Annotated in this window: 12 protein-coding genes; 7 read left to right on the top strand and 5 right to left on the bottom strand. The window is 67.4% G+C overall.

All coding sequences use genetic code 11. The annotated features are described in order from the left end of the window. Positions 1-144 precede the first annotated feature (144 nt). Positions 145-2382 carry a glycosyltransferase gene (locus tag AC6A67_RS01955; protein ID WP_498034846.1) on the top strand — a complete coding sequence of 746 codons (2238 nt, stop codon included), beginning with the start codon at positions 145-147 and terminating at the stop codon, positions 2380-2382. Here AC6A67_RS01955 and AC6A67_RS01960 read toward each other — a convergent pair. Next, the gene (locus tag AC6A67_RS01960; RefSeq protein WP_498034847.1) at positions 2327-2914 is read right to left on the bottom strand and encodes an SCO family protein; all 588 of its coding nucleotides are present in this window, start codon (positions 2912-2914) and stop codon (positions 2327-2329) included. The two genes, AC6A67_RS01955 and AC6A67_RS01960, sit on opposite strands and share 56 nt — an antisense overlap. A 753-nt stretch (positions 2915-3667) precedes the next feature. On the opposite strand from AC6A67_RS01960, the gene hutX reads away from it, so the two are divergent. Then, positions 3668-4180 carry a heme utilization cystosolic carrier protein HutX gene (gene hutX, locus AC6A67_RS01965; protein ID WP_498034848.1) on the top strand — a complete coding sequence of 171 codons (513 nt, stop codon included), beginning with the start codon at positions 3668-3670 and terminating at the stop codon, positions 4178-4180. A 401-nt stretch (positions 4181-4581) separates the two neighbouring features. Here the strand turns inward: hutX and AC6A67_RS01970 are convergent, their stop codons facing one another. Then, positions 4582-4980, bottom strand: coding sequence for a response regulator (locus tag AC6A67_RS01970; RefSeq protein ID WP_498034849.1), 399 nt, complete (start codon positions 4978-4980; stop codon positions 4582-4584). Between the two features lie 400 nt (positions 4981-5380). Then, entirely contained in the window at positions 5381-6598 is a 1218-nt protein-coding gene (locus tag AC6A67_RS01975; protein ID WP_498034850.1) for an NADP-dependent isocitrate dehydrogenase, read from the bottom strand. A 465-nt stretch (positions 6599-7063) separates the two neighbouring features. Here AC6A67_RS01975 and glk point away from each other — a divergent pair, with 465 nt between their 5' ends. From glk to rpsD, 5 genes are all read left to right on the top strand, one after another. After that, positions 7064-8089, top strand: a complete 1026-nt coding sequence (gene glk, locus AC6A67_RS01980; RefSeq protein WP_498034851.1) for a glucokinase — start codon at positions 7064-7066, stop codon at positions 8087-8089. Between the two features lie 110 nt (positions 8090-8199). Continuing rightward, the gene (locus AC6A67_RS01985; RefSeq protein ID WP_498034852.1) at positions 8200-9042 is read left to right on the top strand and encodes an RNA methyltransferase; all 843 of its coding nucleotides are present in this window, start codon (positions 8200-8202) and stop codon (positions 9040-9042) included. A 236-nt stretch (positions 9043-9278) separates the two neighbouring features. Continuing rightward, a complete protein-coding gene (locus AC6A67_RS01990; RefSeq protein WP_498034853.1) occupies positions 9279-10661 on the top strand; it encodes an alpha/beta hydrolase in 1383 nt (460 codons plus the stop codon). A gap of 258 nt (positions 10662-10919) precedes the next feature. Then, on the top strand, positions 10920-11879 hold the full coding sequence (locus AC6A67_RS01995; protein WP_498034854.1) for a glutamate racemase: 960 nt from the start codon (positions 10920-10922) through the stop codon (positions 11877-11879). A gap of 307 nt (positions 11880-12186) precedes the next feature. After that, a complete protein-coding gene (gene rpsD / locus AC6A67_RS02000; protein ID WP_498034855.1) occupies positions 12187-12804 on the top strand; it encodes a 30S ribosomal protein S4 in 618 nt (205 codons plus the stop codon). Positions 12805-13127: 323 nt separating this feature from the next. Here the strand turns inward: rpsD and AC6A67_RS02005 are convergent, their stop codons facing one another. Together AC6A67_RS02005 and AC6A67_RS02010 are read right to left on the bottom strand one after the other, a co-directional pair. Further along, entirely contained in the window at positions 13128-13502 is a 375-nt protein-coding gene (locus AC6A67_RS02005; RefSeq protein WP_498034856.1) for a hypothetical protein, read from the bottom strand. A gap of 769 nt (positions 13503-14271) precedes the next feature. Continuing rightward, positions 14272-15273: a bile acid:sodium symporter family protein gene (locus tag AC6A67_RS02010; protein WP_498034857.1), complete on the bottom strand. Its 1002-nt coding sequence runs from the start codon at positions 15271-15273 to the stop codon at positions 14272-14274. Between the last annotated feature and the right edge of the window lie 335 nt (positions 15274-15608).

Below are 15608 nucleotides of genomic sequence, written 5' to 3' on the forward strand. Positions count from 1 at the left end.
GACGAGCGACCGCTGGAGCGACCACACGCGGCCCGCGCATCGCCCTGGCCTGACAGGCCGGGCCTCACGGTGACCGGCGGCCGGCCTGCCTTGCAAGATGATGCGGGCGTCGTGGCCTGCTGGCAAGGCGAGGCCACCGCCCCCATGGCCGCGCTGCCCGCTGGCGCGGCAGGGCGGGCGGCGCTGCCGGCGGCGCTGGCTTTTCTGATTGGCCATGGGGTCGGGGTGACGGCGTTGGTCGCAGCGGCGGATGAGGCGCGGCGTTGCGGGGCAATGCCTGAGGCGGCGCTGTTTGCTACAGGCGCCATGACGCCGGAGGCATTCTATCGGGCGCTTGCCCAGGAGCTGGACCTGCCCTTTGCCGCCGGGGCGCTGGCGCGTGGTGAACTCAGCGCCGAACCTGTCGGGCCCGTTGGCTCCTGCCTGCGGGCAGGGATCTTGCCGGTGCGTGATGGCGATGGCGCACGCCGGTTTGCGCTGGCGCCCGAGGGCGACGCGCTGGCCGGCCTGCTGGCGGCGCGGCGTCGGCTGGGCGCTCTGGGCCTCGGCGAGAGGCTTGACCAGTTCGTCGGCCAGCAGGCGACGTCTGTCGCTGGACAGGGCGACCTGGATGGGCTGCCCACAACGCTGGTTGCAGAAGCGCCCCAGGCTGCGGGTCCCATCGGGTCACCCACTGAGGAGGGTGACGCGTTGTGGACGGCGCCAGCAGGCCAGGCCTACGGGCTGGCCCATGCGCTGATTGTCACGCCCGAGGCGCTGGCGGCTGCGGCGTTGCGGGCCAGCGCGCCGCTGGTCGCCGACGCCGCAGCCCATGGCCTGGCCGATGTGCGGCCGGATCTGTCGTGTCGCGACGGGTTGACCGCTGGCCAGATGATCGGGCTTGCATTAGTGCTGGCGCTGGGCGCGATGCTGGCGGTGCTGGCGCCGTTGGCGTTGGCGGCAATGTTCGCGGTGGTGTTCCTCAGCCAGGCGACCATTCGTTTGGCCGCGACCTTTGCGGCGTTAAGCGCCGCCAGCCCCGCCAGCCCCGCCAGCAAAGCCCTGGGCGCCGTCCCGCGCCCTGAGGCAATATCGCGACCGGCGGCCAGCGCTCACGCCCGCTGTCGGCCAGGCGACGCGCCCCCGGAGAAGGCGGTCCAGCGCATGCCTCAGGCAACGCGCGATGAGGCGGGCGACATGGCGACTGGGGGCAGCGTCGCATGGCCGATATATACGGTGATCGTGCCCGTTTATGGCGAGGCCAATATGGCGCAGCATGTGCTGCAGTCGCTGGCGCGGCTGGACTATCCGCGCGCCCATCTCGACGTGATGATCGTGGTTGAGGCCGAAGATCTGGCGACGCGGGCGGCTTTTGCGGCGGCGGATGCGCCGCCCTGGGTGCGGATTATCGTGGCGCCGGATGGCGCGCCGCGCACCAAGCCGCGCGCCCTGAATATCGCGCTCAATCTCGCCCGCGGCGCCTGCCTCACCATCTATGACGCCGAGGATGCGCCGGACGCCGACCAGCTGCGCAAGGCCGCCGCCGCCTTCGCCGCCGCCGATCCGGACGTCGCCTGCCTGCAGGCCCGGCTGGCCATCGACAATATGGCCGACGGCTGGCTGCCGGCCTGCTTCGCGCTGGAATATGCGGCGCTGTTCGATGCGATCATTCCCGGGTTGGCGCGGCTTGGCTTTCCCGCCGCGCTGGGCGGCACCTCGAACCATTTCCGCACCGCCGCACTGCGCCAGGCCATGGGCTGGGACGCGTTTAACGTCACCGAGGACGCCGATCTCGGGTTGCGCCTCGCCCGGCTCGGCTGGCGCGTCGGCGATCTGGATTCAACCACGATGGAGGAGGCGCCGGTCAGCCTGCGGCCGTGGCTGAAGCAGCGCACCCGCTGGCTCAAGGGCTGGATGCAGGTGGCGATCACCCACTCGCGCGCCCCGGCGACGCTGTGGCGCGAGCTGGGCTGGCTCAATGGCTGGGCGGCCTTCGGCCAGTGCATCGGCATTCTGGCCAGCGCGCTCAGCTTTCCGCTGTTCACGCTGGCGCTGGGATGGCGGCTCTACGCCATGCCGCCGCTCGCCGAAGCGGGGCTCGAGGCGCGCGCCAGCCTCGCCCTCGCCGCGACGGTGCTGGCGGCTGGCGCCCTTGCGCTGGCGGCGCCGCTGCTCGTTGGGGCGCGGCGGCGCGGCTGGCGGCTGTTGCTGGCTGCGCCGCTACTGCCAGCCTACTACCTGCTGGTGTCGCTGGCGGCGTGGCGGGCGCTCATCGAGCAGATCCGCCATCCGGCGCGCTGGAACAAGACGACCCATGGGGTGGCGCGTTCGTCGCGCTCGGGCCGGCTCACATATACTTCCGGTACTCCGCCGCAGCCTCTGCCGGCGGCCGTTTCAGGTTGAAGCCGCCGACAAAACGGCCGCGTTTATCCATCAGATAGACCATGGCGGTGTGGTCCATGGTGTAATCGGTGTCCTTCTGCTCGACCTTGCGGGCGTAGACGCGGAAGGCTTTGGTGACGGCGTCGATCTCCTGCTGTGTGCCGGTGAGGCCGATGATGCGCGGATCAAAGCTGCCGAGGTAATCCTTCATCACCTGCTGGGTGTCACGCTTGGGGTCGACGGTGACGAAGACGGCGCGCACCTTCTCGTCCTTGCCGAGCGCCTCGAACATCTGCGACACCTCATAGAGCGTCGACGGGCAGATGTCGGGGCAGTGGGTGAAGCCGAAAAACAGCAGATAGGGCTGGCCGCGCAGGCTGGCTGAGGAGACTCTCGCGCCATTCTGGTCGGTCAGGGTGTACGGGCCGCCGACGCCGGGCGCGGCGTCATCCTGCATCTGCCGCCAGGCGAACAGGCCGCCGGCGATGGCGGCGAGGCCGAGCACGAAAATGCCTAGCGCAAGGGCGAGCCGGCGGGTGGGGGCGGATGCCATGGGTGTCCTTCTCCTGCATGTCGCGGCGCACGCGGCGCCAGCGCGGCGTTTCAGCTCTGACCCAGCCAGTTTGGGCCCGGTTTTTTCCTGGCCCGGCTTGCCCTGGCGCTGCGGCGACGGGTCAGGTCGTCGCCTCCGGGTCATGCGGTCAGGGGTGAAGTATTCTGGAGTAATTCTATTGTAGAATTATTCCAAAATGGCTGCCCCAGCCACAAACAGCCTTGCGAAAGCGCGATGTTGGTCCTGATTTGCTGTGATCAGGCGCGCAATAGTTGTGTTATGTGGGGCCGGCATGTCATAGACGGCCCTGATCTCTCGTCCACGCCTCATTGCAAGCGTCGGACACGGGGCGACATTACGCGTCCCCGTCGTCAGGGTCATGTCCCTGGGGCAGGGATGAGGCGAGACAAGTCGTCGCCATGGCGCCTCATACCAGAACCCGATGAGTATGACTCATCGGTTCTGGCCAAGCCCGTGCGACGCCTGAGCATTTCAGGATGCTGATGCGTCATCATCTTCGCATCCTGGTATCAATGGCCAGCGAAGCCGTGTGGCGGCCTGGTCTTGCGCCCTTCGGCCATGTCTCATGGACCGTGGCGCGACGGCAGGCGCCGCATGATTGAAGGCCTGGCGCCCCTGGCCCATCGGCGAGCAGCCCGCATGGACCAGAGGTCGCCCACCACCACAAACCGGCTATGTGGCGGCTCAGGATGAGGCGCTGATGGCCGGTCGTAGCGCAGAAGGGTTCATCATATGTCGGTGCAGACGGAAGCAGACAGGATCGCGGCGCTGAAGGCGGACATCGCCGAGAAGCCAGATGGCGTGCTCGAGGCGCTGGTGGAAAAGCACCAGCTGTCGATGAAGACGGTGCTGGGCGCGCTGCCTGCAGGTCAGGCGGTTCCGGTGGCGGCGAGCCGCTTCGAGGAGTTGTGGGCCGACATGACCCAGTGGGGCGATGTGACCTTCATCGTCCACAGCCGCGACGGCGTGTTTGAGGTCAAGGCGCCGATCCCGGCTGGCTCGCATGGCCGCGGCTATTTCAATATTCACGGCGACAGCCCGCTGGGCGGCCATCTGCGCGCCGACCGCTGCGACTCGATCTGGTTCGTCGATCGCCCGTTCTTCGGTCGTCGCTCGTGCTCGATCGTGTTCATCAGCGTCGACGGCGAGGCGATGTTCAAGGTGTTCGTGGGCCGTGACGCGCAGCGCGAACTGAACCCGCAGCAGGTCGCCCGCTTCGAGGAACTGCGCAGCACGCTGGCCTGATCGTTCAGCCCCGCGGGGCCCGGAGCCGGGCCCATGACCCAGGACGTCCCCTGCGGCGCCCTGGGCGTCGCGTGCGGGCGCCAGCGCGATCAATGCAGGCATTCGAAGACTGTCGCCTCCCTTGGGGCGCGCATCTGGCGGCGCAGGTTGCAAGCCGCCCATTGCCAGATCGGCTCTCGCCGGGCAGGTCGCCTGCAGCGCCAGCTATCAGCCGGGTGGCATGGGTCGAGCGCCGCGCATGATGGTGCGTATGGCGAAATTTGCTCTGCAATCTGCCCGGAAAATTAAAATCGCACGTCATACCAGGATGCGAAGATGCTGACGCATCCGCATCCTTAAATGCTCAGGCGCCGCACGGGCTTAGCCAGAACCCGATGAGTCACGCTCATAGGGTTCTGGCATCAGGCGCTGACGTGGCCGCCGCGGGCGATAGCTTCGGCGATGACCCGGCTGAGTTCACGCTGCTGGTAGGGTTTGGCGAGCACCGTGGTCAGCGGTTTGGCCTGCACCTGGGTCTGCAAATCCTCGCAGCCATAGCCGGTGACGAACACCGCCGGCAGGCCAGGCTGCTGCGCTGCGCAGGCGTCATACAGGCTCACCCCATCCATGTCAGGCAGGCCCACGTCGGACACCAGCAGGTCGATGTGTGGGGCGCTGCGCAGCAGAGTGAGCGCTTCAGCGCCAGTCGACGCCTCCAGCACCGCGTAGCCAGCATCCTCCAGCATGTCGAGCGTCGTCATGCGGACGAACAGCTCATCTTCCACCAACATGACGACGGGCTGACGCTCAGGCTTGGACATGACTCATTCCTGATGACATGGCTGCAGGCCGTGGCGGCAAGCCACGACGGCAAGCCACGACGGCGAGGGCGCGGCGCCTGTTTGAGCTGCAATCACCAGCGCGATAACGCGGCGGGACGCCCGAATCAGGCAGCATGCGGCGTCAACCTGCCGCGTGACAATCACACGATTTTGTGTCCGGGATTGCAACAAAAAAAGCGCGACGCCGGGGCGTCGCGCCTTGTCAGTTTTGGTCCGCCCGGCGGTCGCAGGCAGCGGTGGCCGCCTCGCGCCGGCAGGAAAGCGGGGGGGCAGCCTCATACCAGGATGCGAAGATGCTGACGCATCCGCATCCTGAAATGCTCAGGCGCCGCACGGGCTTGGCCACAACCCGATGAGTCCCACTCATCGGGCTCCGGCATCAGTTGGCGGCCATGGCCTTCTTGAGGTTCTCGTCAATCTTGTCGAGGAAGCCGGTGGTGGATAGCCACTTCTGGTCGGCGCCGACCAGCAAGGCCAGGTCCTTGGTCATGTGGCCGTCTTCCACGGTCTCGATGCAGACGCGCTCGAGCGTGGCGGCGAATTTCGCCAGTTCGGCGTTGTCGTCCAGCTTGGCGCGATGGGCGAGGCCACGGGTCCAGGCGAAGATCGAGGCGATGGAGTTGGTCGAGGTCTCCTTGCCCTTTTGATGCTCGCGATAGTGGCGGGTCACGGTGCCGTGGGCGGCTTCCGATTCGACCGTCTTGCCATCGGGGGTCATCAGCACCGAGGTCATCAGGCCGAGCGAGCCGAAGCCCTGAGCCACGATGTCGGACTGCACGTCGCCGTCGTAGTTCTTGCAGGCCCAGACATAGCCGCCGGACCACTTGAGGGCCGAGGCCACCATGTCGTCGATCAGGCGGTGCTCATAGGTGATGCCGAGGGCGTCGAAGCGCTCCTTGAACTCGGCGTCGAACACTTCCTGGAACAGGTCCTTGAAGCGACCGTCATAGGCCTTGAGGATGGTGTTCTTGGTCGACAGATACACCGGATATTTGCGGGCCAGGCCGTAGTTGAACGAGGCGCGGGCGAAGTCGCGGATCGATTCGTCGAGGTTGTACATGGCCATGGCCACGCCCGAACCCGGCGCCTTGAACACTTCCTTCTCGATCACCTGGCCGTCTTCGCCGACGAACTTGATGGTCAGCGTGCCCTTGCCCGGGAATTTGAAGTCGGTGGCGCGGTACTGGTCGCCGAAAGCGTGACGACCGACGACGATCGGCTGGGTCCAGCCCGGCACCAGGCGCGGCACGTTCTTGCAGATGATCGGCTCGCGGAAGATCACGCCGCCCAGGATGTTGCGGATGGTGCCGTTCGGCGACTTCCACATTTCCTTGAGGCCGAATTCCTCAACGCGCTGCTCGTCCGGGGTGATGGTGGCGCACTTCACGCCAACGCCGTGCTTCTTGATCGCCTCGGCGGCGTCAATGGTCACCTGGTCGTTGGTGGCGTCGCGGTGCTCAACGCCGAGATCGAAGTACAGCAGATCGACATCGAGATAGGGGTGGATCAGCTTGTCCTTGATCTCCTGCCAGATGATCCGGGTCATCTCGTCGCCGTCGAGTTCGACGACCGGGTTGGCTACCTTGATCTTTGCCATCGCGCTTTAGTCCTCGTGGAATAGTCGCTCGCAATTACGCGCGCCCGGCCGCAGCCAGCGCGCCTCCCGGTGGGCTTTGTCCGCGATTTCACGCCGCCCTGCAATGTCTGAAAGCGGCAAAAGCCGGTTTCGGCCCGCCGCCCCGCATAAAAATTGCGCCAGACGTCGCGCCGGATGGCCCGCAAGCCGGGCCGCCAAATGGCCTCCCAGCCAGTCTGCCCCACCAGGGTGCAAACGCGCCTCAACGAGCGGCGCTGGCTGTGGAGCGTTGGGCGGGTCGGCGCCAGGTCGCCCCCAGCCAGGGCTGGCGGCGGCATTTGCAAAATCGCCCTGTATTGGCCCAGTGTTGGCCGAGTGTTGGCCGAGTGTTGGCCAATGATGGGTTGAGCGTGGAACCAGCGTGGGTCGGGTGAGGGACCAGAACTGGCGCCTGCGCGTTTCGTGTCCATGACAGAAGGATATTCCATGGCCGCCTCGACAGTCGTGCTCGCGGATATCGGCGGCACCAATGCGCGTTTCGCCGTGGCTGGCGGCGGCGGCGCCGGGCAGGTGCGGCGCTTCGCCGTGGCCGATTACGCCAGTTTCGACGACGCGCTTGCGGAATTTCTCAGCGAGTTCCAGGCGACGCGCGCCGGTAACGCGCCCCCGGTGGCGGCGGCCATCGCCATCGCCGGTCCCGTGTCACGCGGCGCCGGCGGCCTCACCAACAGCCACTGGCGTTTCGATGAGGCGCAGATCGGCGCCCGCTTTGGCTTCGCCAGGGTGCGGCTGGTCAATGATTTCGAGGCGCTGGCCTGGGGGCTGCCCTTGTTGCGGGGAGAGCATCTGCTGGCCATCACCGGCCCGCACGCCAGCGTCAGCTACAGCCCGCCGCCAACTGGGCCTGGCGTCGCCAGCAATGGCCGGCTGGTGGCCATCGGCCCCGGCACTGGCCTCGGCGTCGCCTGCTACATTCCCGACGCCGGCGGGCTGGTGATCGCCTCCGAGGGCGGGCATGTGAACGCGCCGTCGTGGAGCCCGCGCATCGACGCGGTGATCAACTGGCTGCGCGCCGACCTCGGCCATGTGTCGGTGGAGCGTATGGTGTCAGGCCAGGGCCTGGAAAACGTCTACCGGGCTTTGGCGGCGCTTGAAGGCAGGCCGGCGCGGCTGCACGTCGATGCGGAGATCACCGCGGCGGCGCTGGCTGGCGGCGATCCTGTGGCGCGCGAAACCGTCGATATTTTCTGCGCCATGCTCGGCGAGGCGGCGGGCAATATGGCGCTGGCCTATGGCGCCACCGGCGGCGTCTATATCGCTGGCGGCATCGCCCCGCGCATCGTTGATCTGTTGCAGGCCTCGCAGTTTCGCGAGCGTTTCTGCGCCAAGGGCCGCTTCCGGGCCTATCTCGAACCGGTGCCTACGTGGCTCGTCACCCACCCCAATCCGACCTTTCTCGGGCTGGAGGCGGTGGCCAGTCGCGCTGTCGCCGACGCGGCGGCGCTGCGCTGACGCTGTGCGCCGTCGTCGCAGCATCGGGGGCGCTGTAAGGGCGGGGCCGGTTACGGCTTGCATCCAGGGGCGGGCAGGCGCACATGGCGGCGGCAGACCCCGAGGAGCCCATGGCTGGAACTGATCATACCCGCCCGATGATCGCAGGCGGACCCGTCGTCATATTGGTGCGACCGCAGCTGGCCCAGAACATCGGCATGGCGGCCCGGGCCATGGCCAATTTCGGCCTCAGCCGCATGCGCATCGTCGCGCCGCGCGACGGCTGGCCGCAGCCCGACGCTTACGCCGCCGCTTCAGGCGCCGTGCAGATCATCGAAGAAGCTGAACTCTATCCCGATCTCGCCTCGGCCATCGCTGACCGCCAGCACGTTTTCGCCTGCACGGCGCGGGAGCGTGGCCAGGCCAAGGAGATCATCGGCGCCGATGTGGCGGCGAGCCGCGCCGCCGCCGCCATGGCCGCCGATGAGGGCGTCGCCATTGTCTTCGGTCCGGAGCGCAGCGGCCTCGAAAATGACGAGGTCGGCCTCGCCGACACCGTCATCACATTTCCCGTCAACCCAGGGTTCGCCTCTCTCAATCTCGCCCAGTCGGTGCTACTTGTGGGGTATGAATGGTTCCGTGTCGCGCATATGGCGCAGCCGGCCCCAGCCGAGTCGCGCTCGCCGCCAGCCACACGCGCGTCGGTGCTGTCGTTTTTCGAATTTTTAAAGCTTGAGCTGGACAATGTCGGCTTCTTCTCTCCAGTCGCCAAACGTCCGGTGATGACGCGCAATCTGCTCAATATTTTCCATCGCCTGACGATGACCGAGCAGGATGTGCGCACCTTGCGCGGGGCCATCGTGGCGCTGGTCGCTGGCCGTCGCGGCGGCAGATTACCGGAGCGACCGGCAGCCGATGATGCAGCAGCCGATCCTGCGGCGGCGGGTGGAACCAAACCGGCTAGCGGAAGTTGAGCCTGGACTGGTGGTGTGAGCGTCAGACCTGCGGCCCCGGGGTTGCGGGGCTAAAGGGCTCACGATGGCCGCGCGGCCAGCCAGACAGCGCCATGATCTGATGGGCGCAGTGATTTCTCGCCCGGGATGCGCAAGGCGTCGTCCCGGGCGTTTCAGTACAGACGCCGCGCCCGGCTCCGGCCGCTGCGGCGAGCGGCCAGCGCCTGAAGGCGGGGCAGGCGTGAGGGGAGAGGCATATGGCGGACGAAGATCGGGGCCTGGCCCTGGGGGCGGTCGTAGTTTCGCAATCCGGCGACGTCTGGCCTGGTGATCGCTCTGGCATGTCGCCGCCCCGGCATGGGCTGGCGCGTGCGGCGACGCGGCGCGGCTGGCGCCGGCTCGTCGCCGTCGCTTTGGCCTGCGGGATCGGGCTTGGCGCCCTTGCGCTGACCAGCCCGGGCGCTCCGGCCCTGGCCGCCGGCAGCCCTGTTCAACCAAAAACCGGACCTGGCGGCGCCGATTACGCCATCCCTGCCGACGCCATCTCCAAGGAAACGTTTGGCGCGGGCCATGGCCGGGCGCTGGCGTTTTACCCCAAGGGCAAGGCAGACAAGCCGCGTCCGGTGATCGTATTCGTGCACGCGCCAGGGGCCGTCTCGCCAGGGTATTATGGCGCGTGGCTGTCGCATCTGGTGCGGCGCGGCAATGTGGTGATCTATCCGCTGTACCAGGAGGCGGTGGGCGCCGTGCCGTTTGAGGAGATGACCGGCGAGGCGCTGAAGGGTGTCCGTGCGGCGCTCGCCGGGCTCGGCGCAAATGACGCCGCCGGGGCGGACCTCCGGCAATTGACCATGGTCGGCCATGCTGGCGGGGCGGTGATCGCCGCCAATCTCGCTGCATTGTCTGGCCGTGATGAATTGCCGCCGGTGCGCCTGCTGTTTGGCGCCATGCCGGCGCGCCCCGCCGCCGACAAGCACTATGCGCCGCCGCTCGCGGACCTCTCCGCCATCCCGCCGAAAACCGTGGCGGTGATGCTGGTGGGTGACCGTGATCAGGTGGCGGCGGATCGCGGCGCGCGCCAGATTCTCACCGCCGCCGGCCACCTCGGCCAGGATCACCGGCTGATCGCCCGGGCGGGCTCTGACAATCATGGCCTGCCGCCGGTGGTCTATAGCCATCAGGCGGCCATCGCCCCCGATCCGGCCTGGGACCTCGAACAGATGCCGAAGCCTGCCGCTGAGGCCGGGGCCGCGACAGCCGCCGCCTCCGGCAATCCTGCGGCGCCGAAGCTGTCGCCGCAGGAGATGCGCCAGCAGCGTGAGGAGCAGCGCAAGCGCACGGCGGCGCTGTGGCGCGTCGGCCATGAGGAGCGGCGCAGCCTGATGAATTTCGACAATCGCCAGGTCGGCTCAGCCAATTACGCCATCTGGAAATTGCTCGACCTGGCTTCGGAGGTCACCCTGGCCGGCGGTGACGCCATGACGCTGAAACGCGACCCGCGCCTGTATGACATGGGCCAATGGGCCGATGGCTGGCCGCTGCGTCGCCTTAGCGTCGAAACGCCGAAGCCCGTGCTGCCAAAAGACGGAGCCGCGGTGTCGCAGAGCCAGCCGCCTGCGCCGCAACGCGGCGGCCGCTGAGCCATGATCCAGGCGGCCTGCGCCAGCGCTCGCTGTCCAGGCCACGATGCCCAAGCCATTATCTCCAGGCCAGGGGACGCGCTGGCGGTTGGTCGCCATTAAGGAATGGCTCAGGGTTCTGGCGGATGATCGGCTGATGGCGCGCCCGCTCTCGCGGGTGTAGAAAGCGCCGGGGCGGGTGCGCCGCAAGCGCGCCGCCTCAAGAGGCTCCGCCGGCTGTGCGGGGCCGTTGTCCGCGTCGCGTCACAGGAGGCGGCCATGTCCGCGCCAGTGGTTCTGGTGTTTGATTCAGGCCTCGGCGGCCTGACGGTGTATCGCGAAATTTGCCGCGCGACGCTGGAGGCGCATGTGGCCGTTGCGCCGGTCGCTGGCGAGGGCGCGGCGGGCGGCCCTGTCGCCGGGAAGAACGGCGCGGCCAGCTTTATCTATCTCGCTGATGACGCCGTGTTTCCTTATGGCGGACTGACGCCTGAGGCGCTGGTGGCCCGGGTCGTCGCCCTGCTCGACGTCGCTATCGCCGGATTCGCCCCCGATATCGTGGTCATCGCCTGCAACACCGCATCGACGCTGGTGTTGCCGCATCTGCGCGCCCGCCATGCCGTGCCCTTCGTCGGCACGGTGCCGGCCATCAAGCCAGCCGCCGCCGTGTCGCGCAGCCGCATGATCTCGGTGCTGGCCACCCCTGGCACGGTGGCCCGCGATTACACCCGCGATTTGGCGCGCGATTATGCCGGCGACTGCGAGGTGCAGCTGGTGGGGTCGCGGCGCCTCGCCACCTTCGCCGAGCAATTAATGGCCGGCGAGCCCGTCGCTGATTCTGACATCGCCGCTGAAATCGCCCCCTGCTTCCAGCAAAGTGTCGACGGGATCCGGCGCACCGATGCGGTGGCGCTGGCCTGCACCCATTACCCGCTGCTGCTGCCACGTTTTGAAGCGCTGGCCCCGTGGCCGGTGAACTGGATCGACCCGGCCCCGGCCATCGCCCGCCGCACCTGGCATCTGCTGGAGCAGGCGGGATTTGCCGCGCGCGCCGCAGCCGCCGACGCCCGGCCGCCTGTGGCGCTGTTCACCGGTGGGGCGCGGCTTGGGCCGCCGCTGACCAGCTGGCTCAATAGCCTTGGCGTCAACGATATCCGCATTGATCCCCTGGATTCCCTGATCACGCCCACCACGCAGGCGCCAGGGCCGCAGCAGGCGACAGGCCGCGCCGTGGCCTGAAGGCCGCTGCAAACGGGCTTCCCGGAACGGCCCGCAGCCAGGGCGCGCCTGTTGACAGCAGGCAGGCCAGAGCGGGATCTGCGGCTAAGGTTTGACAGTGTGGCCCCAGACCGCTAGAGAGCTCCCTGTCGTGCGGGTCCTTGTGGCCCGCATGACTTTTTATGGTTCGTGCGTCGTGATGAGCGGCGCGGGACCACACAGCGCACCCGTGAGCCCGGCGGATCTTCCTGTCGTGGTTCTGTCAGTCTTCCTTGTGAAGGCAGAGGAGGGCGCGTCCCTGTCACTCAATGCGCAAAGGGATTGCGACATGTCGAAGAGGCTCAACGCCAAGCATAAAATTGACCGCCGTATGGGCGAAAACATCTGGGGACGTCCGAAGTCCCCGGTGAATCGTCGCGAGTACGGCCCGGGCCAGCACGGCCAGCGCCGCAAGGGCAAGATTTCTGACTTCGGCACCCAGCTGCGCGCCAAGCAGAAGCTGAAGGGCTACTACGGCAACATCACCGAGAAGCAGTTCGCCAAGATCTATAAGGAAGCCATCCGTCTGAAGGGTGACTCCGCTGAGAACCTGATCGGCCTGCTCGAGCGTCGTCTGGACGCGGTGGTGTACCGCGCCAAGTTCGTGCCGACCGTGTTCGCGGCCCGTCAGTTCGTCAACCACGGCCACGTCAAGGTCAACGGTCGTCGCGTCAACATCGCCTCCTACCGCGTGCGTCCTGGCGACGTCATCGAGGTCAAGGAAGCCTCGAAGCAGCTCGAGCTGGTGGTTGTCGCCAGCCAGCTGGCCGAGCGTGACGTTCCGGACTACATCGACGTCGACCACGGCAAGATGACCGCCACCTACACCCGCGTGCCGACCCTGTCTGACGTGCCGTATCCGGTGCAGATGGAGCCGAACCTGGTGGTCGAGTTCTACTCGCGCTAATTGCTGCAAGGTCCTGCGGACCAGCAGCCAGAATACGAAAGCCGCCCTCCGGGGCGGCTTTTTTTGTTGTCGTGGCTCACCCGGTCACACCTGGCGGCGCGCCTTGGGCAGAGTCAGTCGGGCACGTTACCCGGGCGCGTCACTGGGGCCAGCTTACTCGCGTAGAGTGACAGTGAACTGGCTGGCGCGTGCAGCGCTGGCCGTTCAGCGTGGCCAGCGGCGCAGGCGTGGCGCAATCCTGTGGCGCATCACGCCTGCGCCGGCGGCGCGCGCCGCAGAACAAAGGCGCATGCGCAGAAACGGTCTGCGCATGGATTGGGACGTCAGAGCCCGCGTTGCTGTGCAACCCAATGACGCCGGGGTTCGATGGGCAGGGGACGGAACAATGCTGCCTGGGGAGAGGCCAGCGCGGCATGCTGCTCCGGCTGCTTTTCCTGCTCGTCCGCCTTATCCTCGCTTTGCCGCCATCGCCCATGGATCAAGAGATAGCAATACATTGCTAAGGAGCGGGAGACGCGGCTGGCGGGGATCAATGCGGGATGCGACGCCGCAAAGTGGCGGCCACCGGCAGCCATTGCGTACCCCGGCGACGCCGCAAGTGCGGGTTCTGTGAGGCCGCTGGCAAACGGCAGGGCGATAGCGAACAGGGCTGCGCGCACCCCGTGATGATGTATCCAGGACATGGTTTTCACCTCCATGGTTTGGGCCATCCGACGCTGTGTCGGGTGGAGCCGGGGCGGCTTTGTCTGGCGGCGCCGGGTTTGTAGCGATGCGGTTGTGTTGCGCAGATGTCTTGTGCAGCGGCATCGCGCTGGGCCTTGCGGCAAGATGGCGGCTTTGGCGCGGGCCAGGCGCAACGGCGCGGCGCGGCTTCAGCAAGCCGGGGGGCGTCCGTCTGTCAGGGCGCGTTCCCCTCGCAGGGATCGCAACAATCTCCCGCGTGCGGCGTCGCCGCCTCATGCCTGTTCGTCGGCGGCGGCCTCATGAACCAGCACGTAAAATCGCGGGTGGAGCAGGCCGGGCCCTTCACGTTGGCATGGCCCCATCCGGGCGCGAGCAGCCAGAAAAGCATCAGGGCGCACAGGCACATCAAGTAGCGTGACGGCAGGGCCGATTGGCGGCGGCAGGCAGCTTTGGCCTGCGCTCTCGGCAATTGGGACATGGGATGTCCTGACATGGTCGGTCTGTCTGCGGCGCCGGGGCATGACGCATGCACGCCGGCTGGAATGTCGCGGCCGGGAGCAATGTTCCCGAAGCCATCTCCAGCGTCGCCAGGCAGGCTGCGCCCCCTCTCCAGAGGGCGGACTATGGTCACGGTCGCCCTGTGGCGCTGTCCCCAAATGGCGGCAGTTCACGCGATTGTCATTACGCCGGGGGGTGCGCCGCTTAAAGTCTATGGCGCGTCCCATGCGAACAGTTAGGCCCTGCACGCGACATGCATGCAGTCCGCTGCGCCCTCAGCCTGTTTCAGATGCCGTCGCCGTCAGCGCCAGGCTGCGCCCCTGTCGCGGGCGTGGTCTCGGCATAGCGCCGCGCCAGCACGGCGCAGACCATCAGCTGGATCTGGTGGAACAGCATCAGCGGCAGCACGATGATGCCGACGCTGGCCGCCGGGAACAGCACGCTGGCCATGGGGAGACCAGAGGCCAGGGTCTTCTTGGAGCCGCAGAACACGATGGCGATCTCGTCGGGGCGGGAGAAGCCGAGCTTGCGCGCCAGCCAGATCGAGAAGCTGAGCACGATCGCCAGCAGCACCGCGCAGATGATCGCCAGTTCGATCAGGTCCCGCGCGCCGAGCCGGGTCCACAGGCCGTGCGACACCGCGTCGGAGAAGGCGAGATAGACCACCATCAGGATCGAGCCGCGATCAACGGTCAGCGTCAGCGGCTTGTGGCGGCTGATGAAGCCGCCGACCCAGGGGCGCAACAACTGGCCGAGCATGAAGGGCAGCAGGATCTGGCCGACGATGCCGAGGATGGCGTTCCACGACACGCCGCCGTTCAGGTTCATGAACAGCGCCACCAACAGCGGGGTGAGGAACACGCCGAGGATATTGGAGGCCGAGGCGCTGCACACCGCCGCCGCCACATTGCCGCCCGCGATCGAGGTGAAGGCGATCGACGATTGCACCGTCGAGGGCAGCAGGCACAGGTACAATACGCCCAGCGCCAGCATCGGATTGATCAACGCCCCCAGCGACCAGTTGAAGGCGAGGCCGAGCAGCGGAAACAGCACATAGGTCAGCGCCAGCACCGTCAGGTGCAGGCGCCAGTGGGTCAGCCCCTCCACCACCGCCTCGCGCGACAGCTTGGCGCCGTGCAGGAAGAACAGCAGCGCGATCGCGGACGTGGTGGCCAGGGAAAACGCCCGCGCCGCCTCGCCCGTGACGGGGGCCAGCGAGGCCAGCACCACCGTGCCAACCAGCATCAGGGTGAAATTGTCGGGGCGAAGCAGAGAGAGGATACGCACGATGACTGACCCTTGCCGGCCGGGGGCGGCCCTGAAAACGCCTGCTTATAGCAAGCCGGGGCGAAAAGGGGCGCCGCCATGGCCAGACACGCGGATCAAACTTGCGCGCCTGCCTGCGCAGCGCGTCGGGGCGCGCGTTCAGGGCATTCACGTCCGTTCGTGATGCAATGCGGCGTGGTGACGGATGGCCTTACCCCGCGCCGCCGCCACCGCGTCATGCCCGTGCTCGTCACGGGCATCCACGCGTTGTACGCCGGTCGGCGCGTGGTTCTGTTAACGGCCATGGCCGTGACGTCGCGTGATTGGCCGGGCGGCGGGTGGTGGTGGCTGTAGCA

The organism is Camelimonas sp. FR25 (assembly GCF_059740505.1).

Excerpts from the sequence above, each read along its gene's own strand:
- AC6A67_RS01990 (WP_498034853.1), top strand. The coding sequence starts at position 9,279 with ATGGCGGACGAAGATCGGGGCCTGGCCCTGGGGGCGGTCGTAGTTTCG.
- AC6A67_RS01970 (WP_498034849.1), bottom strand. The coding sequence starts at position 4,980 with ATGTCCAAGCCTGAGCGTCAGCCCGTCGTCATGTTGGTGGAAGATGAG.
- hutX (WP_498034848.1), top strand. The coding sequence starts at position 3,668 with ATGTCGGTGCAGACGGAAGCAGACAGGATCGCGGCGCTGAAGGCGGAC.
- AC6A67_RS01955 (WP_498034846.1), top strand. The coding sequence starts at position 145 with ATGGCCGCGCTGCCCGCTGGCGCGGCAGGGCGGGCGGCGCTGCCGGCG.
- AC6A67_RS01985 (WP_498034852.1), top strand. The coding sequence starts at position 8,200 with ATGGCTGGAACTGATCATACCCGCCCGATGATCGCAGGCGGACCCGTC.
- AC6A67_RS01975 (WP_498034850.1), bottom strand. The coding sequence starts at position 6,598 with ATGGCAAAGATCAAGGTAGCCAACCCGGTCGTCGAACTCGACGGCGAC.
- AC6A67_RS01960 (WP_498034847.1), bottom strand. The coding sequence starts at position 2,914 with ATGGCATCCGCCCCCACCCGCCGGCTCGCCCTTGCGCTAGGCATTTTC.
- AC6A67_RS02005 (WP_498034856.1), bottom strand. The coding sequence starts at position 13,502 with ATGGAGGTGAAAACCATGTCCTGGATACATCATCACGGGGTGCGCGCA.
- rpsD (WP_498034855.1), top strand. The coding sequence starts at position 12,187 with ATGTCGAAGAGGCTCAACGCCAAGCATAAAATTGACCGCCGTATGGGC.
- glk (WP_498034851.1), top strand. The coding sequence starts at position 7,064 with ATGGCCGCCTCGACAGTCGTGCTCGCGGATATCGGCGGCACCAATGCG.
- AC6A67_RS01995 (WP_498034854.1), top strand. The coding sequence starts at position 10,920 with ATGTCCGCGCCAGTGGTTCTGGTGTTTGATTCAGGCCTCGGCGGCCTG.